24 protein-coding genes and 1 tRNA gene are annotated in these 24,608 nt (G+C 69.7%); 11 read left to right on the top strand and 14 right to left on the bottom strand.

Features of this window, described 5'->3' with window-relative positions; genetic code table 11:
• Positions 1-68: 68 nt before the first annotated feature.
• Genes GGR88_RS01465 through GGR88_RS01440 form a run of 6 tightly spaced genes read right to left on the bottom strand, consistent with a single transcriptional unit; the run spans position 69 to position 5,250 of the window.
• Positions 69-1,454 (bottom strand): phage major capsid protein, encoded by a 1,386-nt coding sequence (locus tag GGR88_RS01465; protein WP_167952285.1) that lies wholly within the window; start codon positions 1,452-1,454, stop codon positions 69-71.
• Positions 1,451-1,750, bottom strand: a complete 300-nt coding sequence (locus tag GGR88_RS01460; RefSeq protein ID WP_167952280.1) for a DUF6127 family protein — start codon at positions 1,748-1,750, stop codon at positions 1,451-1,453. Before GGR88_RS01460 ends, GGR88_RS01465 begins: the two co-directional genes overlap by 4 nt.
• Before the next feature lie 42 nt (positions 1,751-1,792).
• Positions 1,793-2,872 (bottom strand): phage portal protein, encoded by a 1,080-nt coding sequence (locus tag GGR88_RS01455; protein ID WP_167952278.1) that lies wholly within the window; start codon positions 2,870-2,872, stop codon positions 1,793-1,795.
• Positions 2,873-2,919: 47 nt separating this feature from the next.
• On the bottom strand, positions 2,920-3,309 hold the full coding sequence (locus GGR88_RS01450; RefSeq protein ID WP_167952275.1) for a DUF1622 domain-containing protein: 390 nt from the start codon (positions 3,307-3,309) through the stop codon (positions 2,920-2,922).
• Positions 3,310-3,352: 43 nt separating this feature from the next.
• Positions 3,353-4,630, bottom strand: coding sequence for a DNA-packaging protein (locus tag GGR88_RS01445; protein ID WP_167954276.1), 1,278 nt, complete (start codon positions 4,628-4,630; stop codon positions 3,353-3,355).
• 41 nt (positions 4,631-4,671) lie between these two features.
• The gene (locus GGR88_RS01440) at positions 4,672-5,250 is read right to left on the bottom strand and encodes a hypothetical protein (RefSeq protein WP_167952273.1); all 579 of its coding nucleotides are present in this window, start codon (positions 5,248-5,250) and stop codon (positions 4,672-4,674) included.
• Between the two features lie 211 nt (positions 5,251-5,461).
• Between GGR88_RS01440 and mntR the strand changes: the two genes are divergently transcribed.
• From mntR to GGR88_RS01410, 6 genes are all read left to right on the top strand, one after another.
• Positions 5,462-5,881 carry a manganese-binding transcriptional regulator MntR gene (gene mntR, locus GGR88_RS01435; protein WP_167952271.1) on the top strand — a complete coding sequence of 140 codons (420 nt, stop codon included), beginning with the start codon at positions 5,462-5,464 and terminating at the stop codon, positions 5,879-5,881.
• A 77-nt stretch (positions 5,882-5,958) separates the two neighbouring features.
• Complete coding sequence (locus tag GGR88_RS01430) at positions 5,959-7,740, top strand: DUF4231 domain-containing protein (protein WP_167952269.1); 1,782 nt, start codon at positions 5,959-5,961, stop codon at positions 7,738-7,740.
• 79 nt (positions 7,741-7,819) lie between these two features.
• A complete protein-coding gene (locus GGR88_RS01425) occupies positions 7,820-8,650 on the top strand; it encodes an aldo/keto reductase (RefSeq protein WP_167952268.1) in 831 nt (276 codons plus the stop codon).
• Between the two features lie 155 nt (positions 8,651-8,805).
• Positions 8,806-11,163, top strand: coding sequence for a glycoside hydrolase family 95 protein (locus GGR88_RS01420; RefSeq protein ID WP_342449689.1), 2,358 nt, complete (start codon positions 8,806-8,808; stop codon positions 11,161-11,163).
• Between the two features lie 92 nt (positions 11,164-11,255).
• Positions 11,256-11,846: an NAD(P)H-dependent oxidoreductase gene (locus tag GGR88_RS01415; RefSeq protein WP_167952264.1), complete on the top strand. Its 591-nt coding sequence runs from the start codon at positions 11,256-11,258 to the stop codon at positions 11,844-11,846.
• A 120-nt stretch (positions 11,847-11,966) separates the two neighbouring features.
• On the top strand, positions 11,967-13,169 hold the full coding sequence (locus tag GGR88_RS01410) for an FAD-dependent oxidoreductase (protein ID WP_167952262.1): 1,203 nt from the start codon (positions 11,967-11,969) through the stop codon (positions 13,167-13,169).
• Positions 13,170-13,271: 102 nt separating this feature from the next.
• Here GGR88_RS01410 and GGR88_RS01405 read toward each other — a convergent pair whose 3' ends face one another.
• Complete coding sequence (locus GGR88_RS01405; RefSeq protein WP_167952260.1) at positions 13,272-13,997, bottom strand: SDR family oxidoreductase; 726 nt, start codon at positions 13,995-13,997, stop codon at positions 13,272-13,274.
• A 150-nt stretch (positions 13,998-14,147) separates the two neighbouring features.
• On the opposite strand from GGR88_RS01405, the gene GGR88_RS01400 reads away from it, so the two are divergent.
• Positions 14,148-15,044, top strand: a complete 897-nt coding sequence (locus tag GGR88_RS01400; RefSeq protein WP_167952258.1) for an AraC family transcriptional regulator — start codon at positions 14,148-14,150, stop codon at positions 15,042-15,044.
• A 60-nt stretch (positions 15,045-15,104) separates the two neighbouring features.
• On the opposite strand, the gene GGR88_RS01395 is transcribed toward GGR88_RS01400, so the two are convergent.
• Positions 15,105-15,179, bottom strand: a tRNA-Gln gene (locus tag GGR88_RS01395).
• A gap of 42 nt (positions 15,180-15,221) precedes the next feature.
• Positions 15,222-16,337, bottom strand: a complete 1,116-nt coding sequence (locus GGR88_RS01390; protein ID WP_342449688.1) for a branched-chain amino acid aminotransferase — start codon at positions 16,335-16,337, stop codon at positions 15,222-15,224.
• Between the two features lie 53 nt (positions 16,338-16,390).
• Between GGR88_RS01390 and GGR88_RS01385 the strand changes: the two genes are divergently transcribed.
• The gene (locus tag GGR88_RS01385; protein WP_167952256.1) at positions 16,391-16,873 is read left to right on the top strand and encodes a MarR family winged helix-turn-helix transcriptional regulator; all 483 of its coding nucleotides are present in this window, start codon (positions 16,391-16,393) and stop codon (positions 16,871-16,873) included.
• A gap of 6 nt (positions 16,874-16,879) precedes the next feature.
• Here GGR88_RS01385 and GGR88_RS01380 read toward each other — a convergent pair whose 3' ends face one another.
• Positions 16,880-17,689 (bottom strand): pyrroline-5-carboxylate reductase family protein, encoded by an 810-nt coding sequence (locus GGR88_RS01380; protein WP_167952254.1) that lies wholly within the window; start codon positions 17,687-17,689, stop codon positions 16,880-16,882.
• 102 nt (positions 17,690-17,791) lie between these two features.
• On the opposite strand from GGR88_RS01380, the gene GGR88_RS01375 reads away from it, so the two are divergent.
• The gene (locus GGR88_RS01375) at positions 17,792-19,042 is read left to right on the top strand and encodes a GGDEF domain-containing protein (protein WP_167952252.1); all 1,251 of its coding nucleotides are present in this window, start codon (positions 17,792-17,794) and stop codon (positions 19,040-19,042) included.
• Between the two features lie 18 nt (positions 19,043-19,060).
• Here GGR88_RS01375 and GGR88_RS01370 read toward each other — a convergent pair whose 3' ends face one another.
• From GGR88_RS01370 to GGR88_RS01355, 4 genes are all read right to left on the bottom strand, one after another.
• Positions 19,061-19,570, bottom strand: a complete 510-nt coding sequence (locus GGR88_RS01370; RefSeq protein ID WP_167952250.1) for a type III secretion system chaperone family protein — start codon at positions 19,568-19,570, stop codon at positions 19,061-19,063.
• A gap of 93 nt (positions 19,571-19,663) precedes the next feature.
• Complete coding sequence (locus GGR88_RS01365; protein WP_167952248.1) at positions 19,664-19,984, bottom strand: accessory factor UbiK family protein; 321 nt, start codon at positions 19,982-19,984, stop codon at positions 19,664-19,666.
• A 25-nt stretch (positions 19,985-20,009) separates the two neighbouring features.
• Positions 20,010-20,564, bottom strand: coding sequence for a TspO/MBR family protein (locus GGR88_RS01360; protein WP_167952246.1), 555 nt, complete (start codon positions 20,562-20,564; stop codon positions 20,010-20,012).
• A 157-nt stretch (positions 20,565-20,721) separates the two neighbouring features.
• On the bottom strand, positions 20,722-21,459 hold the full coding sequence (locus GGR88_RS01355; protein WP_167952244.1) for a TlyA family RNA methyltransferase: 738 nt from the start codon (positions 21,457-21,459) through the stop codon (positions 20,722-20,724).
• 144 nt (positions 21,460-21,603) lie between these two features.
• Between GGR88_RS01355 and GGR88_RS01350 the strand changes: the two genes are divergently transcribed.
• Complete coding sequence (locus tag GGR88_RS01350; RefSeq protein WP_167952242.1) at positions 21,604-23,562, top strand: DUF4394 domain-containing protein; 1,959 nt, start codon at positions 21,604-21,606, stop codon at positions 23,560-23,562.
• A 91-nt stretch (positions 23,563-23,653) separates the two neighbouring features.
• Positions 23,654-24,595, top strand: a complete 942-nt coding sequence (locus GGR88_RS01345; protein ID WP_167954274.1) for a bifunctional riboflavin kinase/FAD synthetase — start codon at positions 23,654-23,656, stop codon at positions 24,593-24,595.
• Positions 24,596-24,608: the final 13 nt, after the last annotated feature.

Below are 24,608 nucleotides of genomic sequence, written 5' to 3'. Positions count from 1 at the left end.
GCTGCTGTTTTCCGGTGAAAGGTTCGGCGCCGCCCCGGCCCCCTCGGGGCGGCGCCCCGCCTGCGGCGTCAGGCCGCGGCGAACTTCATCAGCTTGATGGCTTCGCTGTTCACCACCGCGCCGCCCACCCGGCGGGTGGCGTAGAAGTGCACAAACGGCTTGTGGCTGTACGGATCGCGCAGGATCTGCGTCTCCGCCCGGTCGGCGATCAGATAGCCCGCCTTGAAGTTGCCGAACGCAATCGACAGGCTGTTCGCCGCGATGTCGGGCATCGCGTCGGCCTCCACCACCGGATAGCCGAGCAGCGTGTCCGGCTGCCCGGTGAGAAGGCCCGGCTGCCACAGGAACGCGCCGTCCGCGGTCTTGAACTTGCGGATCACCGCCAGCGTGGCCGCGTTCATGACAAAGCTCGCGCCCTGCCGGTACGGGCCCTTCAGGGCATGCACCAGGTCGATCAGCCGGTCGGGCGCCGCCGTTCCGCCGAACCCGCCCGCCGCGCCCGACGCCACATGCTGCAGCGTGCCGAACGCGCGGGTCCCGTCGCCGTCCGAACTGGTCGGATAGGTTACGAAACCCTTGGGCCGGTTGACGCCCGATCCGGCCACGAACGCCGCACCCTCCGCCCGGGCGAACTCGGCCGCGATCTCGTCGGCCAGCCAGCCTTCCAGGTCGAACGCGGCATCGTCCAGCATCGCCTGGCTGGCCGCCGGGTTGGCGTAGAGCTCGCCCGACGGCGGCACGATCTCGTGGAAATCGGGCGTGTCCGTTTCCGGCCGGTCGGCCGTTTCCGACACCCAGCCGGACGGCGTGCCGCCCGCGCTCACCAGCTTGCGGTACCCGGCCGATCCCACCTGCACCACATTGGCGATCGTGCGGATCGGCGACGCCGCCTTCAGCAGCCGTTCGATGATCCCGTCGATCTCGCGCGGCACGGCATAGCCGCCGTCGATCCCGCTCGCCCCGCTTGCGCTCTTCACCTCATGCGTGCGCCCCGCGCGCAGATAGTTGTCGACAAAGGCACCGGCCGCGCCCCTGCCCGCCACCGCGCCCGACAGTACCGGCCGCGCATCCGACTTCACGTCCACCATCTCGTTCTCCTCGCTCCAGATCCGGTCCACCCGCGCCAGCGGCTGCATCGGCCGCGCCACCAGGCTCAGCTCGATCAGCCCGACATGAGTAAGTTCCCTGTTTGTTCCCCAGCGCTCCGCGCGGAAGCCGAACGACAGACCGCCGATCCGCCGCGCCGCGCGCACGCCCGCCGGCCACAGCTCGGCCTCCATGCGGAGCCCGCGCGCATCCTCGGCGATCGTCGTGACCGTCCCGATGCGCCGCGCCGGGTCATGCTCCAGCAGCAGCGGCAGCGGCGCCCGCGCGTCGGCAAAGGCGCCGCGCCGCACGATGTCGCCCTGTCCGTCCGCCACGTCGAAGATCGCGGCATGGCCGGCGATCCTCATGCCCGCACCCCCAGCTTCACGGCCAGGCCCAGCAGCAGCGCCGCCAGCAACAGGCGCACCATCCACTCCACCGCCGCGCGCCGGGCCGATCGCTTCACGTCGCGCCAGGCGGCAAGCAGCTCGCGCAGCTCCCCCATGTCGCCGCCGGCGGCCGCGTCCTGCAGGCCGATGGAGGCCAGCGCCCGCGCCGCCCCCCGCTCGCTTGCTTCCTCCACGATCGCGCGCAGCGTGCCGCGGCCCGCGCCGTCGCCTTCCGCCTGCCGCACCAGCTCGGCCAGCACCGCTCCGTCGTCCATGATCGCCTCCACCACCCTGATCTGCCCGTCCGCCGGCGGATCCTACCGGAACCCCAGCATCGCCCGCTTCTCGTCGCGGTCCAGGAAGTCCGCGCCCGCCACCTGCCGCCACAGCCGCTCGCGATCCTCAGCCAGCGCGGGCACCAGGTCGGGGTCCACCTCGATCGTCAGCGCCGGCCACCACGGCGCCAGCCCGCCGGCGATCGCCTCCAGCAGCTGCGCTGCCAGCGGCAGCACGGTGGCCCGCCACAGCGCGCGGTTGGCCTCGCGGTAATTGGCGTAGGTCGCGTCGCCGGGCAGCCCGAGGAGCATCGGCGGCACGCCGAACGCCAACGCGATATCGCGCGCCGCCGCCGCCTTGGTGCCGACGAAGTCCATGTCGGCCGGGGTCAGGCTCATCGCCTGCCACTTCAGCCCCCCGTCCAGCAGCATCGGCCGCCCGGCGTTCGCCGCCCCGGCAAAGCTCTGCTCCATCTCGGCGCGCAGCCGGTCGAACTGCTCGGCCGACAGCGACGCGCCCGCCTCGCCGGGGTCATAGACCAGCGCGCCCGACGGCCGCGCCGCATTGTCCAGCAGCGCCTTGTGCCACCGGGTCGCGGCGTTGTGGATCGCCACCGCGCCCGCCACCGCGCCCAGGCAGCCGAGGCCAAGATGATCGTCCAGCGGATGAAAGCCGCGCACATGCACGATGCGGTCGGGCGGGATGCGCACGCTCTCGCCGTCAACGCGGTAAAGATAGCCGTCCGGCCACCCCCGCCCGTCCACCGCCACCGTGATCCGCTCGGGCCGGAGCGCGAACAATCCGTCCGGGGCCCGCCCGTCCTCGCCCAGCAGCTGCACGAATGCATTGCCGTGCAGCAGCAGCTGCGCCGCCGCCGGCGCCAGCATGCCCGATCGCCGCACAAGCGCGGTCGCGGCATCGTCGCTGGCGAAGATCGGCGCCGCCCCCACGCTTTCGCTCACCAGTCGCACCGCGCGCTGCGCCACCGGGTTGCTCAGGAACGCGTCGCGCACCTGCGCTTCATATCCGCTCGGCCACCCGCCCAGCGCCGCGCCGCCGAACCCGCGCGCCAGCACCGGCCGCGCGCCATCGCGCCCGGCCCGCTTCCCGAACCATCCCATGCCTGCCTCCGACAATCAGATCCCGTTGTTCCGCCCGGCGCGGGGCGTCAGCGCACGTCCCCCGCGCGACCCGGCCGGTCGCCTTGCTCCGCCCGTCCCTGCCACGGCCAGCGCCCGTCGATCTCCAGCTCCAGGGTGAAGCTCAGGAAGGTGCGGATCGCCACAATCACCGCCAGCACGCCGACGGACGACAGCGTCGGCTCGACCGCCACCGTGTTGATGATGTCCGCCGCCACCAGCATCTCCAGCCCCAGGAGGATCGACCGGCCCATGTCGGACCGCAGCGCGCGGTACGCCCCGTCACGGCCCGCCTCTCCCAGGATCGCGCGACCGAAGCGGATCAGCGCGTACAGGATGCCGACGACGATCACGCAGACGCCCCCCGCCTCGATGGCGCGGGTCACCGCGTGCGCCGCCGCCACGAACCGCTCGTCCATGCTCCATCTCCCGTCCTGTCCCCGACCCAACGCCGCGCGGCCGTCAAACGACCCGCACCCGTGGCCGGCTCGCCGACCCCAGCATCAGTTCCGTCATCGCCCAGACGAGCGCATCCGCCCGGTCGGGGGACCGCCCCGGCCCGTCATAGCCGCCACCCACGATCATCCCGCACAGCTGGTCCTCCAGCGCCGGGAAGCGGCCGACATGCCGCACTCGCTCCCGTTCGTAGAGCGCGGCGACCGGCTCGGCCCGCGCGCTCTTGCCGCGCGTCGCATGGACCATGCGCACCGGCAGCGCGGCGTCCGCCGCCTGCAGCACGCTCCGCACCATCTCGCCCCCGTTGTTGGCTTCCGCGATCACCCGGTCGGCGCCGTGGCGCGCGGCCGCGTCCGCCACGGCGCGGGCCCATCCTTCTGGCGTCCGGCCGCTCACCGTCGCATCCTCCAGCAGATATCCCGTCCCGTCCTGGCCGCGCGCCGCCGCCACGATCCCGCACGCGTCCCCGTCCGCGCTGGCCGGCGGGTCCACCGCCACCACCACGCGCGCGGCCAGGCCCGGCATCTCCGCCACGCGGCATCGCTCCAGCAACGCCCTGTTCCACAGCGCTCCCGCCGCATCCTCGATCAGCTCGCCGTCCAGCTCCTGCCGTCCCAGCGGCGTCCCGCCATGCTCGGCGATCAGCGCATCCAGGAAACCGCCGGGCAGGTGCGCGCGGTTGGCACCGCTCCCGCCCCGCGTGACCGCCACGTCCGATGCCGTCGCCAGTCGCCGGACCAGCGGCACCGGCCGCGGTGTCGTTGTTGCCACCACGCGCGGCCAGCGGCCCAGCCGCAATCCCATCATCAGGTTGTCCCAGGCTGCCGGGCCCTGCACCCATTTGCCGATCTCGTCCGCCCAGGCGATGTGATGCTGCGGCCCGCGCAGCGTCTCCGGTTCCGCGGCCGAATAGATGAAGGCCTGCGCGCCGCCCGGCCAGGTCAGCCGGCGCAGGCTCGGCTCCCAGTCCGGGCGCCGGTCGGCAGGGGCGATCGCCAGCAGCCCGCTTTCCCCCTCCACCATCACCTGTCGCGCATCGCCGATGGTCGCCCCCACCAGCGCGACCCGCAGCCGCGGGTCGGCCTCCGCCCGCGCCCGCACCCACTCGGCCCCCATGCGCGTCTTTCCGAACCCGCGGCCGGCCATCACCAGCCACACCCGCCACGGGCCGACCGGCGGCCGCTGCGACGGGCGCGCCCAGAACGGCCAGTTGCCGGCCAGGTTCGCGACATGCTCGGGCGCCAGCGTCCTCAGCGCCTCCGCCCGCGCCTCGCCGTCCAGCATCGCCAGCCGCTCGGCATCGGACAGGTCGTCCGTTCGCCCGCTCACGCGGCATCGGGCGGCACGCTGCCGCCGTCTGCCACTTCCCCCGGCCGGCTGTCGCGCCCGCTCAGCCGCAATCCCATCAGCTCCAGCTTCGCGATCAGGTCGGCCCGCACCTGCTCGGCATCCACCGTCAGCACCGCCGACAGGTTGGCCTTCGCGATCACGGTCCGGCCCTCCTCCTGCCGGGCGCGCTGCACGGCGGCCCGATGCTGCGCCAGCAGGTTCAGGGCCAGCCGCTCCGAAAATTCGGTGGTCACGGCCACCCCGCCGCTCGCCGTCAGATGCTCCTTGGGCGTGCCCGTCATCGCCCGTTCCAGCAGCATCATTTCCAGCTTGTCGAACCCTTCGGACAGCGCCTCCAGCCAGGCCTGGCGGAAGCCTGCATCGCGGCGGCGCAGCGCGTAGGCGCTCTGGTCGCTCATCCCCACCGACCGCGCCGACCGGCTGACGTTGGCGGTGTCCGCCAGCATCGCCAGAAACTCGCGCTGCTTGGCCGCCGTCCAGCGGATCGGCGACACCCGCTCCACCCGCGCACGGCCGTCCGTGCCGCGCCGCACTCTCTCGACCCGCTTTGCCATCCCGCCCCCAGGCACCGGCGGGCCGGCCTTCCGTGGGGAAGCCGACCCGCCTGACATGATTTCCGATGTTCCTGATATGTACCGAAACAGCGTGACGATGTCAAGCACAATTATCCCATTTGGTTCGTTACGCCGGCCGGCTTGAGCGTCGCGGCGATTTGGGTCAGGACCGTGCCATGGGCGACCGGTCGGGATCGAAGCGTTGAGCGGGATGACCGCCAGGCGGGCGGCCGCCTTTCGCAAGACGCGCGAAGCGCACGTCACCGAGGTTGCCGAGGACTATGTCGAACTCATCGCGGACCTCGCGGCCGAATTCGGCGAAGCGCGGCTGACCGACATCGCCGTCAACATGGCCGTCACCCAGGCCACCGCCTCCAAGATCGTGGCCCGCCTGAAACGCGAAGGTCTCGTCGACAATCGCCCCTACCGTTCGATCTTCCTGACCGACGCCGGCCGCGCCATGGCCGACGAAGCCCGCCGCCGCCATCAGATCGTGTTTGAGTTCCTCCGCGCGCTCGGCATCGACGAGGCCACGGCGGAGGCCGACTCCGAAGGCATGGAGCACCATGTCAGCGACCAGACGCTGGATGCCCTCGTGGCGCTTACCGGACGGCTCGCCGGACAGGGCTGACGCCCCCTCGCGGCGCTGGATCGACGGCCGGCTGCGGTGCTAAAGGCGAGCGCCGGGGATTGGGGGAGCTGAAGCGCATGAGGGACCATGGCAGCGCCGCGCCGCCCCGCCCGCAGATCGGCCTCGTCATCGGCGTCGCTGGCCACCGCGCGATCGATCCCGCCCTCGTCCGCCCGCTCGCCGACCGCTGCGCCGATCTGCTCGGCCAAGCCGCCGCCGCCGCCCGCCGCGTCGGCGGACCCGATGCCCCGGTCACGCTTCTCTCCCAGCTCGCCGAGGGCGCCGATCAGCTCGCCGCCGACGCCGCCCGCCCCCACGGCATCCGGGTCGCGGCCGTGCTCCCCTTCGACCGCGCGATCTTCGCCGACGATTTCGACGGGGACGCCCGCCTCCGCTTCGACACCCATGCCGACGCTGTGGAACGGCTCTGGAGCCTCCCCTGCACCCGCGACGACGGCGACAGTGCCTATGCGCTTGCCGGCTCCGCGATGCTCGGCCAGGCGGACATGCTGCTCGCGCTCTGGGATGGCGGCTCGTCCCGCGGACCGGGCGGCACCGCCGATGTGGTGGAGGAAGCGATCCGCCGCGGCATTCCCGTCATCCACCTGCCCGTCGACGATGCGCCGCCGCGGCTGCTCTGGGCGGGTATCGATGGGGTGTCCGCCCGCATGCTCAACCATGCCAGCGTCCCTTCAAGCCCGATCGATGCGGATGCGGTCGACCGGCTCGTGGTGCGCCTGCTCTCGCCGCCCTCGGCACCGGCCGAACAGGACGCCCTGACCCATTATCTGGCGGAGCGCGAACGGCGGATCCGCTGGCGGATCGAATATCCCGCCATGCTGGCGCTCGCCCGCATCCGGTCGATCACGCGCGCGCATGTCCGGCCGGCACCTTTCGCGCAGGCGACACGCGATGAGTGGGCGAGCTTTCGTGCCGGGGCTGAAGGGCTGCCATCCTCCGAAGGCGCGCTCGACGTGCTGGAACGTGCCTTCAGCTGGGCGGACCGGCTGGCCGATCATTACGCCCAGACCTATCGCAGCGGCGTGATCTTCAACTATCTGGCCGCAGCACTCGCGGTCCTGGTGGCGCTGGCCGGCGTGGTCGCGCCCGCCGCGAAGCCGCTGCTCCTTACGCTGGAGCTTCTGCTGATCGGCTCGCTCATCCTCAACACAGCGGTCGGCAATCGTCGGCAGTGGCACCGCCGCTGGCTCGACTACCGCCTCCTCGCCGAACAGCTGCGACCGATGCGCAGCCTGAAACTGCTCGGCGCCGGCACCGCCGTTGAAGGCTGGAGCGCCGGGCAGAACGGACCCGCGCGCTGGACGGACTGGTACGCGGCGTCGATCTGGCGAGAGATGGGCCTGCCGCCGACGCTTGGGTCGGCGGAGACGGCTCGCGCCCTCACGCGCCATGTGTTGGCTGAGGAGATCCGTCCCCAGCTCGACTACAACCGCACCAACGCGCATCGCATGCACCGGCTCGATCATCGCCTCCACCGCGCGGGCACGGTGCTGTTCTGGTCCACCGTGCTGCTGTCGGTGGTCGGGCTGACCGGCTATGCGCTGCAGCTGGAAATCATCGGCTCCGCCTCCAAGTGGCTGACGGTGCTCGGCGCCGCCCTCCCGACGCTGGGCGCCGCGCTGTTCGGCATCCGTGGCCAGTCGGATTTCGCCGGCGCGTCGCGTCGGTCCACCGGTACGGCGGATCGCCTCGCCCGCGCGGCGCAGCGGCTTGAAACCGATCCGATCACGCTGCCCGTGATCACCCGCGCGGTGGAGGATGCCGCCGCCACGATGGCGGCCGATGTCGGCGAATGGCGCACCAGCTACCTCGACAGGAAGCTCGCCATCCCGGCTTGATCAATCAGCCCGCCGGCCGGGAGCACAAAAGGCTTTCATCCGCTTGGTCCGAAGCTTTGCGTCGGACGTTCACTCCGTCATGAAAACCGCAACTTTCCCGGACGGCACCATTGTTCCTACGCTTGGCCAGGGCACCTGGATGATGGCCGAGGATCACAGCCGCCGTTTGCAGGAGATCGCTGCGCTAAGGGAGGGCATCTCCCTTGGCCTGACGCTGATCGACACCGCCGAGATGTATGCCGACGGCGAGTCCGAACGGCTGGTGGGCGAGGCAATCGCGGGCACGCGTGACGCCGTGTTTCTCGTCAGCAAGGCCTATCCGCAAAATGCGTCCCGCGATCGCCTCGCGCGCGCATGCGAGGCAAGCCTCGACCGGCTCGGCACCGACCGCCTCGACCTCTATCTGCTGCACTGGCGCGGCGCCGTGCCGCTGGCGGAAACCGTCGACGCGATGGAGCGCCTCGTCGCTGCGGGCAAGATCCTGCGCTGGGGCGTGAGCAATCTGGATGCCGACGACATGGAAGAGCTCCTCGCCTCGGGAGGGAAGAGGTGCCAGACCGACCAGATCCTCTACAATCTCACGCGCCGCGGCCCCGAATATGATCTGATCCCATGGCTCGCCGACCGGAACATGCCTGTTATGGCTTACAGCCCGGTCGAGCAGGGGCGCCTCGTCTCCCATCCCGGCCTCGTCGCGATGGCGCGCTCGAAAGGTCATACCCCGGCGCAGCTCGCCCTGGCGTGGCTGCTCACCCGTCCGGGCGTGATCCCCATCCCCAAGGCAGGATCGGTCGACCATGTTCGAGAGAACCATGCCGCGCTGGAGATCGAGCTGACGGAGGACGATCTGCAGCGGCTCGACGCCCTCTTCCCGCCGCCGACCCGACCGGAGCCGCTCGCGATGCTGTGACATCGCGGCGGCGGGACCGGCCATCGACGCGGCGCTTGCTCTTCACTGCTTGAAGCCTTGCGACCAGCCTCCGTCCGCCTACGATCACTCCGCAACCACCACAAAGGGGTCGCGCCGGACGAAGTCAGGCTGGCGTGGGGAGAGGAGTCAGCATCGTGGATCGCCGCCAACTGTTAGCGCTCACGGCCGCTGCCACGATCGATGTCGCCGTGCCCGCGATCGCGGGGCAGGCCCCAGGGACGGATCGCACCCAGCCGCAGCCTAACCGCTTATGGTATCGTCAGCCCGCACGCATGTGGCTGGAAGCCCTTCCCGTGGGCAACGGCCGGTTGGGGGCAATGGTGTCGGGCGGCGTTCGCGACGATGTGCTGCAACTGAACGAGGCCACCTGGTGGGCAGGGCAGCCCTACGACCCCGTCAACCCGGCTGCGCGCGCCGCGCTCCCACGAGTGCGCGAGCTGATCTTCGAAGGCCGCATCCGAGAAGCTCATGCGCTTGCGGATGAAGCACTGATCGGCCGTCCCTCCACCCAGATGCCCTATCAGTCGGCGGGCTCGCTGCTGGTCCGCCTGCTGGGCGTCAACGACAACGACGCCGAGAACTACGAGCGTGAGCTCGATCTGGATGCCGCCGTTGCGACCGCACGGTTCGACGCCGGGGGCCGGCGCTACCGGCGCGAGGTGTTCGCGTCCGCGGTTGATCAGGTTCTGGTTGTGCGGCTCTCCTGCGATCAACCCGGCGCCATCGATGCAGAGGTTCAATGGCGATCGTCGGCCGACCCACGGGTCGGTGCCGATGCGCAGGACAGCGTGCTGACCCTTCAGCGCAATGGCGGCAGTGCCGGCGTGCCCGGCGGGCTGTCCCTCGCCAGCCGCGCAAAGCTCCTGCCCCGCGGCGGCCGGATGGAGCGCGTCGGAGCGTCGCTCGTGGTTCGCGGCGCGGACGAACTGATCGTCCTTGTTGCGCTTGCCACCGATCATCGCCGCTTCGACCTTGTCGGCGGCGACCCGGCAGCCATCACCCGCGATCGCTTGGACAGTGCCAGTCGCAAATCCTTTGCCTCGCTGCTGGCGGAACATCAGGCGGACCACCGTCGGCTCTTCCGCGCCGCATCGCTCGACCTCGGGCGCTCGCCCGCCGCCGATCTGTCGACCGATGCACGGGTCGCGATCAGTCGTCCGGCGGATGATCCGGCGCTTGCAGCGCTCTACTTCGCCTTTGCGCGCTACCTGATGATTGCCTGCTCTCGCGCGGGTGGGCAGCCTGCCAACCTGCAGGGCATGTGGAACGACAGCAACGCGCCCGCCTGGGGCTCCAAATACACGATCAACATCAATACCGAGATGAACTACTGGTTGGCGGAGCCCGCAAATCTTGCCGACTGCGTCGCGCCGCTGGTCTCGATGATCGAGGAACTGGCAGCATCGGGCGCCCGCACCGCGCGCGACATGTACGGCGCCCGGGGCTGGGTGGCGCACCACAACACCGACCTCTGGCGTGCGACCGCACCGATCGACGGCGCCTTCTGGGGCCTCTGGCCGATGGGCGGCGCCTGGCTGTGCCTGCATCTTTGGGATCATTATGATTATGGCCGCGACCGCCGGTTCCTTGATCGCGTTTGGCCGACGATGCGCGATGCAGCGCTCTTCTTCCTCGATACGCTCCTGCCGGTTCCCGGAACGGACCTCCTCGTCACCAACCCCTCGCTTTCGCCCGAAAACGATCACGGTCATGGCGGCAGCCTGTCGGCAGGTCCGGCGATGGACATGCAGATCCTGCGCGACCTGTTCGACCGGTGCGAACGCGCTGGCGCGATCCTCAACCGCGATGCGGCTCTTTGCCGGCAATTTGCCGCTGCACGCGCGCGGCTGGTGCCCAACCAGATCGGCCGGGATGGACAGCTGATGGAGTGGCGGGACGACTGGGACGCCGATGCGCCCGACCCGCACCACCGCCACGTCTCCCACCTGTTCGCGCTTCATCCCAGCGACCAGATCAACCGCGACGACACGCCGGCCCTCGCGGCGGCGGCGCGCCGCTCGCTGGAAACCCGCGGCGATGCCTCGACGGGCTGGGGGCTGGCGTGGCGTGCCAACCTCTGGGCGCGGCTGGGGGCCGGAGACCGCGCGCACCGGGTGCTTGCAAGCCTGCTGTCGTCGCCCCGCACCTATCCCAACCTGTTCGATGCGCATCCGCCGTTCCAGATCGACGGCAACTTCGGCGGCGCCACCGCCATGATCGAGATGCTGGTGCAGAGCCGCGGCGACCTGATCGACCTGCTGCCCGCCCTGCCCGCCGCCTGGCCGTCCGGTTCCCTCCGCGGCATCCGCGTTCGCGGCGCAGCGGAGCTTGATCTCGACTGGAATGAGCGGGGGCTCCGACACTGCACCATCCGTCCGCGCATCGCTGGCACACGCAAGGTGCGGTGCGGTGCGCGGAGCGAGACCGTGATGCTGCGACCCGGCAGAACGATCGAACTGTTGGGTCCTGGCCTTGACGTGCGCCCGGCATAATCGTCGCAAGCGGGCAAGCGGCCGACGACGTGACGGATGGTGACGCCCCGGGCTATACGGCGCCACCTGGAACAGCTTGCCGGAGACGACCCGTGGCCCACCGCATCCTCGTGCTCTACGGCTCGTACCGGTCGGATCGGCAAGGCATCCGACTGGCCGATTTTCTCGTCCGCTCGTTCGGCGCGCGGGGCGCCGATGCCGAACTGATCGATGCGAAGGCGATCGGCCTGCCGATGCTCGACCGCATGTACAAGGAATATCCCGCAGGCGAGGCTTCGGAGGCGCTGGAACAGCTCGCGGGCAAGATCCGGGCGGCTGACGCGTTCGTGTTTGTCGCAGGCGAATATAATTGGGGACAGCAACCCGGCCTGAAGAACCTGACCGACCATTTTCTGGAGGAATGGTTCTGGCGGCCGGCCGCCATCGCCAGCTACTCGGCAGGGCGTCTTGCCGGCGCCCATGCCACCATCGCATGGCACGGCACCCTGTCGGAAATGGGCATGGTGGTTGTCTCGAGCACGCTGGCGGTCGGAAACATCGGCGGCGCGCTTGACGAATCTGGTCAGCCGATCGGGGACGGCGGCGCGGCACTCTCCCGCAGCTTTCCTCGGTTCGCCGATGATCTCGCGTGGTGGACCGATGCTGCGCGAGAGCAGCGAGCGCGCGTCGCACCGCCCTACTGAGCACCGGCGACTGGCGCAGGCGCTCGCGTCGGTCGGCATCCGGTTGAGGCGGCACCATGGCGGGTTCGGGCGACGACATTTGGCTGGCACCGGGCGCACCACTGCGGCAAGTCCCGTGACATGGGCCCGGTCGACATCGCGGTGGCCGGGTGCGGCCCGGGCGGGCTCGCCGCAGCCCTGCTGCTCCACCGTGACGGGCACCGCGTCACCCTCTTCGAACGGTTTGACAGTCCCCGGCCGCTCGGCTCCGGGTTGATGATCCAGCCGACGGGTTTGGCGGTGCTTGATCGCCTCGGTCTCGCCGATCGACTGCTTGATCACGGCGCACGCATCGAGCGTCTGTTCGGCCAGGCGGACGGCCGCACAGTTCTGGACGTCCACTACGCCGCGCTTGGGCACGCAGATGCCTTCGGCATCGGAACGCACCGGGCGTCTTTGTTCGCGGTTCTGCACGACGCCTGCCGCGCCGAAGGCATCCCGATCAGGACAGGCCGGACAGTCAGGGGATCGGAGTTGGCGAGCGGCGGGAAGCGTCGCCTCCTGTTCGAGGACGAGGCGAGGAGCGAGCCGTTCGATCTCGTCGTCGACATGCTCGGCTGCCGTTCGCGGCTTGCGCCGCCCTGCGTCCGCGAACTCGCTTACGGAGCCTTGTGGGCGAGCCTGGACTGGCCGCCCGGGCTGTTCGACGGCGCCGCCCTCGAGCAGCGTTACCGCCGCGCATCGGTCATGGCTGGCGTGCTGCCGATCGGCACGCCGCCCCATGGCCCTGCACCGCAGGCAGCCTTCTTCTGGTCGCTTCGCGCGGACCGGCTACCCGCCTGGCGGGATCGCGGTCTGAATGTCTGGAAGGCCGAGGTCGCGGCACTCTGGCCGGCAACGCAGGCCTTGCTCGACCAGATCGTCGATCCGCAACAATTGACCTTCGCGCGCTACGCTCATCGGACCCTGCCGAACCCGGGCGGCGACGCGTTGATCCACCTCGGCGACGCCTGGCACTCCGCCAGTCCACAGCTCGGTCAGGGTGCGAACATGGCGCTGCTCGATGCCTGGGCCTTGGCCAGCGCGCTTCGCGGTGCCGCTGGCGTCGCCGACGCAATCGCTCGCACGGTCCGCAGCCGCCGGCGCCATGTCCGCCTCTACCAATGGCTCACCGCGCTTTTCACGCCCGTCTACCAGTCCGACAGCCGGCTGCTGCCGTTCGCGCGCGACCGCATTGTCGGACCCGCCTCTCGCCTCTGGCCGGCGACATGGATCCAGGCGGCCATGGTCAGCGGCCTGATCGGCGATCCACTTGCGCCCCTCGGCCTGAGGGCACGCGCCTGACGCGATCGCCCGCCAGGCGCACGCCGGTCGCGCGTACGGCTGTTCACAAGATCGGCAATCTCCGGACAGTCCGGGGCGCGTGCGCCCGCGCCCCGGCTTGCCTCACATGTCGGCGGCGACCGGCCGGACGATCACCTCGTTGATGTCGACGCCATCGGGCTGCTCGACCGCGAAGCGGATCGCGCGTGCGATCGCATCGGGCGTCAGCGACTTCTTGCGCCAGCCCTGCAGGGCCGCGGCCAGCTCCGGATCGGTGATGTCGTGGCCGAGTTCGGTCGCGACAACGCCCGGCGAGATCAAGGTCGAGCGGATCTCGTCATGCTCCTGCCGCAACCCCTCGGTGATGGCCCGCACCGCATGCTTCGTCGCGCAATAAACCGCCGCCGTCGGCATCACCATGTGCGCCGCGACCGAAGCCACGTTGACGACATGGCCCGATCCCCGGCCGACAAAGCGCGGCAGGACGGCAGCGATGCCGTTCAGCACGCCGTGGACGTTCACGTCGATCATCTTCTTCCACTCGTCGCGCTTCAGCGCTTTCAAGGGCGAGAGCGGCATGACGCCGGCATTGTTGACCAGCACGTCGACCCGGCCGAACCGCGCCTCTGCGGCCTCTACGAAGGCGTCGAAATCCGCCCCGTCGGTCACGTCCAGTTCGCGCCAGCCGACATTTCCGCCCAGCTCCTCCGCCAGCGCCTTCAGCCGCTCGCCGCGGCGTGCGCCGATGAACAGCTTGGCTCCGGCCGACGCGAGTTCACGTGCGGTGGCCTCGCCGATGCCGCTCGATGCGCCGGTGATCAGCACGACCTTGTCGATGGTCCCCGTCATGATGCTTCCTTTCCTGCTGGAATGACGGGGCATCAGATGCGCCGCCCGGCGGCGCCGGCGGTAGAGCGATCGTCCAGACGCATTGCACGATCCTCCAAATCAGCCGCCGCCCGCTTGCTTGATCCGCCCGGCTGGAGGATCAGCATGCGCATGGATCGCATCGCCCAACTCGCCGAGGTCATTGACCGTCATGTCGGCGGCACGGGCATCTGCACGACGGCGATGCCCCATGTCTCCCTGATCCGTGCGGATCAGCCCAGCGTGCCCACCCCCGCGGTCTACGAGGCGTCGCTTTGCCTGATCGCCCAAGGCTCGAAGCGCGTGTCGATCGGCGAACAGAGCGTCGTCTACGACGCGGCGCATTATCTGCTCGTGTCGGTCGACCTCCCGCTCGTCGGCCATGTCATCGAGGCGAGTCCGGAGCGGCCTTATCTTTGCTGCAAGATCGATCTCGACCCGGCGATGCTCGCCGACCTCATGGTGGCGGAGGGCGGGCCGATCGCGCGCACCGACCTGCCCGTGCTCGGCGTCTATCCCAGCGACCCGGACCTGATCGATGCCGCCTGCCGTCTGGTTCGTCTGCTTGATCGACCGGAGACGATCGGTGCGCTGGCGCCCCTGATCGAGCGCGAAATCCTTTACCGCCTCATGATCGGACCGCATGGCCCCATGCTGCGCCACGTCGCGACGGCCGGCAGCCACCTCAATCAGGTGAGCCGCGCAATCGCAGCCATCCGGCGTCGCTTCGACGCCCCGATCCGCATCGATGAAATCGCCGCGGATGCGGGCATGAGCCCGTCTTCGCTCCATGCGCACTTCAAGGCGATCACGCGAATGACGCCATTGGAATACCAGAAACAGCTGCGCCTGCAGGAAGCGCGAAGGCTTATGCTCGTCTCCGGCGCCACGGCGGGCACCGCGGGCTTTGCGGTCGGCTACGACAGCCCGTCGCAGTTCAGTCGGGAATACCGGCGCCTGTTCGGCGCGCCGCCGCGACAGGACATCGAGCGGCTGCACGGCGCCCCGGCGGCGGCAATGGCACTCTGACGGCGGATGGTCTCAGCGTTGACCGACGTTAAGGCAGTACGGCCCGTGACTGTCTGTGGCTGGCTGGGGCGGCAGGATTCGAACCTGCGAATGCCGGTACCAAAAACCGGTGCCTTACCGCTTGGCGACGCCCCAACGTGCCGGCGCTTATAGCCGGGTCGATCGTGGTTGGAAGGGTCAGTCGACCCGTTGCAGCCAACCATGCGGGTCGGGCGCGCGGCCGCGCTGCAGATCGCTCAGCCGCTCCAGGATGCGCGCTGTGCGCGGACCCGTCCCACCGTCGCCGATCGTAAAGCCGTAATCCGGACCCGCGACCCGCCCGATCGGCGTGACCACCGCCGCCGTGCCGCACGCAAACGCCTCCACCAGGCGTCCGCTCGCCGCATCCTCCTGCCACTGATCGATCGAATACTGCTCCTCGCGCGCGTCCACGCCTTCGTCCCGCGCCATGCGCAGGATGCTGTCGCGCGTGATGCCGGGCAGGATCGTGCCGGTCAGCGGCGGCGTCACCATCGACCCGTCGGCGAAGAGGAAGAAGATGTTCATCCCGCCGAGTTCCTCGATCCAGCGACGCTCGGCCGCGTCGAGGAACACCACCTGGTCGCAGCCGCGCCGGATGGCTTCCGCCTGCGCGACCAGGCTGGAGGCATAGTTGCCCCCGCACTTGGCCGCACCCGTTCCGCCCGCCGCCGCCCGGCTATGCTCGTGCGATACCCACAGCGAGATCGCGCGCGCCCCACCCTTCCAATAGGCGCCGGTTGCCGAGGCGAGCACCATGTAGAGATATTCACCCGCCGGCTTCACGCCCAGGAACACCTCGCTGGCGATCATGAAGGGTCGCAGGTAGAGCGCCCCGCCCTCGATCTCCGGGATCCACTCGCGCTCCTGCGCCACCAGGGCGCGCACAGACTCGACGAAATACTCCTCCGGCAACGGCGGCATCGCCAACCGCCGGGCAGACTCCTGGAACCGGCGCGCGTTCGCCTCGGGCCGGAACAGCGCCACCCCGCCATCGTCGGTGCGATACGCCTTCAGCCCTTCGAAGATCTCCTGCGCGTAATGAAGCACGGCCGCCGCCGGATCCATCGTCAGCGGCTGGCGGGCGTGCAGCCGCCCTTCATGCCAGCCGGCATCCTCGCTCCACCGCATCGTGACCATGTGGTCGGTGAACACGCGGCCGAACCCAGGGTCGGCGATGCGGGCGCTCCGTTCGCTTGCGGCGATCGGCGACGGGTGCGGTTCAAAGGCGAAAATCGGACGTCCTCCGCTGGTGCGACGCGGCTTCGAAGGCACCGCCTTAGCGCGACGTCTTGCGATCGGCAAAGTCACGCGGCACACTTGCACTCATGGTTGCGTCCGTCGCCTCCCCTCTCTTCCTCCGCGAAGCAGAGCTTCGACGGGGGATTGAGCTGCTGCACTTCGCCAACGCCTCCATCGGCGGCGGCGTCGATGCGGCGTTGGCCGGCACCGGTCTCGGACGCGCGCATGCCCGCGCGCTCTACTTCACCGCGCGCCTGCCCGACCTGCCGGTATCGGAGCTTTTGACGCTGCTCGGCATCACCAAACAGTCGCTCGGCCGCGTGCTGGGGGAGCTTGTCGGGCGCAATCTGGTGGAACAGCGGGTGGGACGGTCCGACCGGCGACAGCGCCTGCTGCGGCTGACCGCGGCGGGCGCAAAGCTGGAGCAGCAGCTGTTCGAGGCGAGCCGGACCCGGCTCGCCGCGGCCTATGGCGAGGCCGGACCTGACGCGGTCGGCGGCTTCTGGCGGGTGCTGGAGGGGCTGGCCGGTCCGGCCGCGATCGCGCGGATGGGCCGCTTTCGCGGCTGACGTCGATCAGCCGTTCTCTCGCCCCATGTCGCGGTTCCGGGCGGTCGCTGCCGCCAGCGTTTCAGCAACCAGCCGGTCGAGCGCACCGTCCGCATCCAGCCGGTCGAGCCCCGCGCGCGTCGATCCGCCCTTGGAGGCGACGCGATCGGCCAGCGCCGCCGGCGACGCATCGGCCATCGTCGCCAGCCGCGCGCTTCCCTCCACCGTCACCAGCGCAAGCCGCGCGGCCTGCGCCGGATCGAGCCCGGTCGCCGCTCCGCCTTTCGCCAGCGCATCGATGAAGCGGTAGAGAAAGGCCGGGCCGCTGCCGGCCAGCGCGGTCACCGCATCATAATCGGCTTCGTCTTCGATCCATTCGACCAAGCCCAGCGGCTTGTGGAGCGCCGTCAGGCTCGCGCACTCATCCGGACCGGCATCGGGCGCATGCAGCGCGACGACGCCCGCGCCGAGCGCGACCGGAAGGTTCGGCATCGCCCGCACGATCGACCGCACCGCCGGGAAGCGTTCGCGAAGGCTGGCATGCGTCACCCCGGCCAGGATCGACAAGAGCTGGCCGCCCGGCGCCATGGTGGCGCTGATATCGTCCGCGACGGTGCCGAGCATGGCAGGCTTCACGCCCACCAGCACGAGGTCCGCGGTCAGCCCGCTGGGAAGCTGGCGCTCGACCCGCACGCCCGGCGCAACCGCGGCGCCGCTCGGCCGCACCACGGTCACCCGGTCTGGCGACAATCCGCTTTCGAGCCAGCGGGACAGCATGGCGCCTGCCATCGCCCCGCAGCCGAACAGCAGCATCGTTTCGGGATAATCGCTAAACATCCCGCGGCTTTAGCCGTGTCAGTCGCGGGGCTGAAGCGGCCGATCTCGAAAAAATCCAATGCCGCCACTCAAGAACGCGGCGTCGCGGCCGTTTAAGCTGCCATGCGTGAACTGAAGCAGGGCGGTGCCGACCGCGTGGCCACTCATCCCGATGCGATCGCGCAGCTTGGCGAACGCCAAGTCGTGGTGGACGGTGGGCGGCACGATCGGCGCGCCGGCAGCGACGACGCGCGCCGGCGGACCGGGCGCCTCGCCAACGCGATGCGCAATCTTCTCGGCATGGACGATGACGAGGATGACGTGCCCCAGGTGTCGCCTCAGTCGGAACCGGCGCCGGCTCCTGCCGCCTCCGCCGGATCGGCGCGACAGCTTCACGAGCGCATTGGCGCCTTTCTGTTCGGGAACGGCCTCGATCCCACGCCGGACCATTACGACCTTGCCTACCAATATGTGCTCGGCGCCAACCGCCGCCTCGTCGCCGCGGTTGATCGCGCGATCGAGCGGGAGGGGCTGCTGTCCGACGACACGGCCGAACTGATCCTGGAGGAATGCCGCACCGACATGTCGGCCGACGCGCTCGCGCGCCTGGTGGACGAGGCGCAGGCCGGCCTGACCAACATCGCCGGCTTGGTCCGGCAGTCCGGCGCCGATGCGGAAGCCTATGGCCAGGCGCTCGAATCCGGCGCCACCGCCTTTGCCGGCGACCGGCCCGACCAGACGATCGAGCAGCTGTTGAGCCTCACGCGGTCGATGATCGACAAGACCCGCGATGCCCAGCAGCAGCTGCGCACCACGGGCAAGCGCATGGGATCGCTCCGCGCGAACCTGGCGGAGGCGCGCCGCATCGCGACCAGCGATGTGCTGACCGGCCTTCCCAATCGCCGCGCGTTCGAGAACAAGCTGAAGCAGGCGATCGCCGATGCCCGCGCTGGCGGCCGCCCGCTGTCGCTCGCCTTCTGCGACATCGATCACTTCAAGAAGATCAACGACACGCACGGCCACGACGTGGGCGACCGCATCCTGAAATTCGTGGCGAAGCTCCTGTCGGCGGCGTCGGGCAACACCTGCCATGTGGCGCGCCACGGCGGCGAGGAGTTCGTGATGCTGTTCGAAGGGCGCACCGCGTCCGAGGCGTGGGACGCTGTGGAGGCATGCCGCGCCGATCTCGCATCGCGCCGGCTGGTGGCGAAGCAGTCGGGCGATCCGATCGGCCAAGTCAGCTTCTCGGCCGGTGTCGCCGCGCTCAGCCCCGATGTCGCCGGACGCGATCTGCTGCGCATGGCAGATCGGGCGCTCTATCGCGCCAAGAACGCCGGGCGGAACCAGGTGCTGCTCGCCGACCACACCGATTGATCGGCCGGCGCGGGGCGGTCAGGCTTCCCCCGCCGTATCGATCATCGCCGCGGCGATCGCGTCCTTGGGACTCTTCCCGCCCCACAGCACGAACTGGAACACGGGATAGAACCGGTCGAGCTCGTCGAGCGCCGCTTCTACCAGCAGCTCGGCCCGGTCGACCGTCAGCACGCCGGCCTCGTCGCCTTCGACGATCGCGGCATGGCGGAACGTCACGATCCCGCTTGCGGCCCACAGCTCGAAATGGCCGAGCCACAGGCCTTCGTTGATCAGCCCGACCGTTTCGTAGATCGCTTGGCGCTTGTCCTCGGCCACCCGGATGTCCGGAAACGCCAGGAACTGGAGCACGCGGTCGTCGTCGCGCCACACGCCGCGCAGTTCATAGCTGCCCCAGCTGCCGGGCGCGGTGCCGACGATCTCGTCGTCGCCCAGCCGCTCGTGCGTCCAGCCGCGCGCCGCGAAATAGCTTTCCAGCGTGTCGATCGGCGCCTCGTCGACGTCGCTGCCGTCGTCCTCGTCGGGGGTCATGCCGTCCTCGTCGCACCCGTCATGGCGCCATCCGTGCCGCCGGCAACGGACGCGGGCAAGACCTCCGGGCGCGGAAAGCTGGGGATAACCGGGTCAGATCGCCGCGCCGGGAATGCCAAGGTCGCCGTCCGGCGTCTGATCCCCCGCCGGGGCGTGCGGCGCAGACGTCGTACCATCCTTGCCCTCCAGCTTGTCGAGCCGGGCCCGCAGCGCGTCCGCCTCATCCCGCGCCGCGGCGGCCATGGCCTTCACCGCCTCGAACTCGTCGCGGGAGACGAAGTCTATCCCGCCCATCCATTCGCGGTTCTTTTCGCGAAACGCGTTCTGCGCCTCGCGGCTCATGCCGGCGACAGTCCCGGCCACGCCGTTCATCAGCTTGGCGAGATCGTCGAACAGGCGATTTTCGGACTGCATGATCGGGCTCCGGCAACAGGAAGGACTAGAGCCTGATCTGGGCTCCGCCCCGGCGCGGCGCAAGGTCGGCGGCGTCGGGATTCAGCCGGGCGATGTCCCAGTTCAGCCCCGCTGCGAAGCCGAGCCAGGCCAGATAGGGCAGCATCAGCAGCGCCGCCCCCCGCCGAATCCGGCCGAACAGCACGGTGGTGATCGTCGCCAGAACGAAGATCGCCAGGATCAGGAACAGCGCCGGCCACACCTGGTGCGCGGCAAAGAAGGTCGGCGACCAAGCATAGTTCAGCAGCAGCTGCACGATGAACAGCGTGATCGCCGTGCCGCGTCCCCGCGCGCTGCGCGCATTCAGGATCAGCGCCAGCGCCAGGCCCAGCAGGATGTAGAGCGTCGTCCATGCCGCACCGAAGGCCCAGCCGGGCGGCATCGCGGCCGGCTTCTCCAGCGCGTCGAACCAGGCGTTGCCGTACCCCGATCCCGACAGGCGCCCCGATGCCAGACCCAGCAGCAGCACTGCCGGCACTGTCACCAGCGCCCAGCGCAGATAGGACATCCGCAACTGACCAGTCAAAGCGATCTCCCCCAAGACGCGACCTCCCGTTCGGCACGGCTCCCGCCGGCGCAATGTTGTCACCCGGTTGATTCGGGCTAACTCGGGAGGCGCTATAGCCGCCCCGGCTGCAAAGTTCATGGGAAAGCGGGCAGCGGCGATGGTTCGTTGCAGCCCGGGCGCCACCCGCGCATCAATCCGTCCGGCGGGCCGCGATCAGGAACTCGACATTGCCTTCGGGACCGGTGATCGGGCTCGGCTCTACGCCCAGCACATCCCACCCCTCGCCCGCAATCCACGCGGAAACTTCCGCGCACACGCGCGCATGCACGGCCGGATCGCGGACGACTCCGCCCTTCCCGACCTCGGCCCGCCCGGCCTCGAACTGCGGCTTGATCAGCGCCACCAGCATCGCCCCCGGCCGCGTGAACGTCAGCGGCGTCGCCAGCACCTTGGCCAGCCCGATGAAGCTCGCATCGCACACCACGATGTCGATCGGGCGGTCGATCTCCGTCGCGGTCAGCGCCCGCGCGTTGGTCTTCTCCAGCACGGTGACGCGCGGGTCCTGGCGCAGCGACCAGGCCAGCTGGTTGGTGCCGCTGTCCACGGCGAAGACATGGGCCGCGCCGCGTGACAGCAGCACGTCCGTGAAGCCGCCGGTTGACGATCCGACGTCGATCGCCACCAGGCCCGTCACGTCGATGCCGAAATGGTCGATCGCATGGTTCAGCTTGATGCCACCGCGCGATACCCAGGGGTGGTCGCGCCCTTTCAGGACAAGCGGCGCATCCTCGTCGATCGGCTGACCCGGCTTTTCGATCCGCCTGGTGTCGGACGTGACCAGGCCGGCGATGATCACCGCTTGAGCTCTCGCCCGGCTTTCAACCAGCCCACGGTCCACCAGCAGCTGATCTGCGCGACGCTTTGGCATGCTTCTACCCGGATCATCCATTTGATGGAGGTTAGTGTTGCCCGGCAGCAACAGGTGATGCTTGTTGCGGGAAAACCCGGAACTTGGGCCGTCCCAACTCGTTTTGTGGGCTCTCGTTTAAACAGACATCGGGACAAAACCCACATGCGCAAGATTCTCGCGGGCCTGCTGATGGCAGGCACGGCGACTGTCGCTCAGGCTCAGTCGTTCAACACCGTCGGCTCGGGCAACACGCTTGTCACGTCCACGGTCGCCGCGCCGGGCACCAGCACGTCGTCGCGCGCCGTCACCGGCCTCGCCGCTGGCGACAATTTGGTCGGCATCGACTATCGCCCTGCCCAGTCCCGCGTCCTGTACGGCACGTCGCAGACCGGCCGCCTTTATGCCATCAACCCCAACACCGGCGTCGCGACGCAGGTTGGCACGCCGGGCTTCCTGCCCGCGGGCAATGTCGGCTTCGACTTCAACCCGCAGGTTGACCGCATCCGCGTGGTGACCTCGACGGGTCAGGACGTGCGCCTGAACCAGACGGTGACCGGCAGCACGTCGACGCTCGCCGCGACGGACGGCACGCTGCGCTACGCCGACGGCACCACCGCGATCCCGTCGGTTGCCGGTGCGGCCTACACCAACAACGTCGCGGGCACTGCGTCCACGACGCTGTATGTCATCGACACCCGCGGCGGCACCGGCAACGCCGTGCTCGCAACGCAGGGCAGCGTCGGTTCCGCGCCGGTTTCGCCCAACTCGGGCCAGCTCTATGCGGTCGGCTCGCTGGGCGTTACCACCACGGGCGCTGTCGGCTTTGACATCCTGACGGTGAACAACACCACCAACACGGCCTACGCGACGCTCACCAGCGCGACCGGGGTGACGTCGCTCTACACGATCAACCTCACGACCGGTGCGGCGACGCTGGTCGGCGCCCTTGCCGGCAACACGACCTATAACGGTCTTGCGCTCTCGCTGGCGCCGTTCGCCAGCTTCGGCACCACGCCGAACCAGGCTGCCGTCGGCGGCGCGCTGGACGCCTTCACCGGCGTGCCGAGCGCCAACGTCAACGGCCTGTTCAACGCCATCGACGGCCTCTCGGCCGCCGGTCAGGCCGATGCGCTGCAGCAGCTGTCCCCGGCGTCGCTGACGCTCCTGCCGGACATCTCGCTGAACATCGTGGAGGCTCAGGAAACCAACATCCTGCGCTATCTGCGCGATCTGCGCGGCAACGCGGTTGATCCCGACGGCAACCGCGTGTCGGTCGACGAGGCTGGCCGCGTCGGGGCCTTCTTCCTCGGCGGCGCACGCTTCGGCAGCTACGATGCCGACATCGATCGCCCGCAGGTCGACAATGACAGCTACCACTTCATGGGCGGTCTCGACTTCCGCTTCAACGAGCGGATCACCCTGGGTGCGTTCGGTGGCTGGGGCCAGACCGATGCCCGCCTGAGCCGCCTGTCGGATCAGTCGCGCCTGCGCAACTGGTTCGCCGGTGCGTTCACCACCGTCGGCGTCGGACCGTTCTACATCGACGCGTTCGGCAGCTACACCGATCTCGACTGGGACATCACCCGTGCGATCAACATCGGTGCGCTCTCCAGCGACACGATTGCGTCCACCGACGGCCGCATCTGGTCGGCCGGCGGCGCCACGGGACTCAGCTTCTCGCTGGGGAACTTCGAGGTCGAGCCCTATGCCGGCATCCGCTATGCCGACGTGAAGATCGACGGCTTCACCGAGACGGGCTCGATCGGTTCGCTGGTCGTCCCCGACATCGAGGACGAATCGCTCCGCCTCAACCTCGGCGGCCGGATCGGCACGAAGTTCGACGTCATGGGCGCCAATGCCCGCATCCAGTTCCGTGGTGCGTGGCTGCGTGAGTTCCTGATGAACGACAGCCGCACGATGACCGTAAACTTCACGGAGCCGGGCATCGGCAGCGCGTTCACCTTCACGACCAACCCGCTGTCCGCCGAATATTACAACGTCGGCGCGGCCCTCAACATCGCCGGCAGCGGCCCGCTGTCGATGGTGGCGGACTATGACGTGCAGTTCGATGACGAGCGTCAGTTCCACGCGCTGACGGTCGGCGCTCGCCTGGCCTTCTAAGCCCGGCATCCTGACCCAAGAAACGGGGGCGGTCGGCTGCGTGCCGGCCGCCCCTTTCTTCTGTGCGCCGGCCTTTCTATGTGCGCGGGTGATGGAGCGGCTCGACGGCAGCTCGCCGGTTCCGCCCCCTTTCCGCGGCGGGATCGTCGCGCTCGGCAATTTTGACGGGTTTCACCGCGGCCACCAGGCGGTGGTCGGGCACGCCGTCGATCGTGCGCGGCGTGAAGGCCGCCCGGCGATCGTCGCCACCTTCGACCCACACCCCGTCCGCTTCTTCCGCCCGGATGCGCCGCCGTTCCGCCTCACCACGCTTGATCAGCGCCAGCGCTTGTTCGCCGCGGCGGGGGCCGACGCCATGCTGGTGCTCGGCTTCGACGCCGCGCTCGCCGCCACGCCCGCCGACGTCTTCGTCACCGATCTTCTCGGCCACCACATCGGAGCAGCCGGCGTGGTCACCGGCACCGACTTCACCTTCGGCAAGGGCAAGGGCGGCAACATCACGCTGATGCAGGGCTGGGCGGCCGCCGCGGGCATGTCGGTCGATGCGGTGCCCCCCGTTTGCGACGATCTCGGCCCCGTTTCCTCCACCCGCATCCGCCAGGCGCTGGTCGACGGGCGCCCGGACGAGGCCGCGCGCCTCCTCACCCGCCCGTTCGCGATCGAGGGCGTCGTTGAACATGGCGACAAGGTCGGCCGCACCATCGGCTATCCCACCGCCAACCTGCAGGTCGGCCGCTATCTCCGCCCCCGTTACGGCATCTACGCCGTGCGCGGCCGCCTTCCCGATGGCCGGGTTCTGGACGGCGCCGCCAACCTCGGCATCCGCCCCAGCTTCGATCCGCCCAAGGAACTGCTCGAACCGCACTTCTTCGATTTCGCCGGCGACCTCTACGGCCAGCGGATCGAGGTGGAGCTTCACCACTTCATCCGGCCGGAGGCGAAGTTCGACGACATGGACGCGCTGATCGCACAGATGGATGCCGATTGCGCGGAGGCACGCGCCCGGCTGGCAGGCGCGCCCGACCTGCGCTAAGCGCCCGGTCCAC

The organism is Sphingomonas jejuensis (assembly GCF_011927695.1).
Lineage (GTDB): Bacteria > Pseudomonadota > Alphaproteobacteria > Sphingomonadales > Sphingomonadaceae > Sphingomonas_K > Sphingomonas_K jejuensis.
The sequence above is the reverse complement of the archived record's forward strand: the minus strand, read 5'-3'. Positions and strand labels throughout refer to the sequence as shown.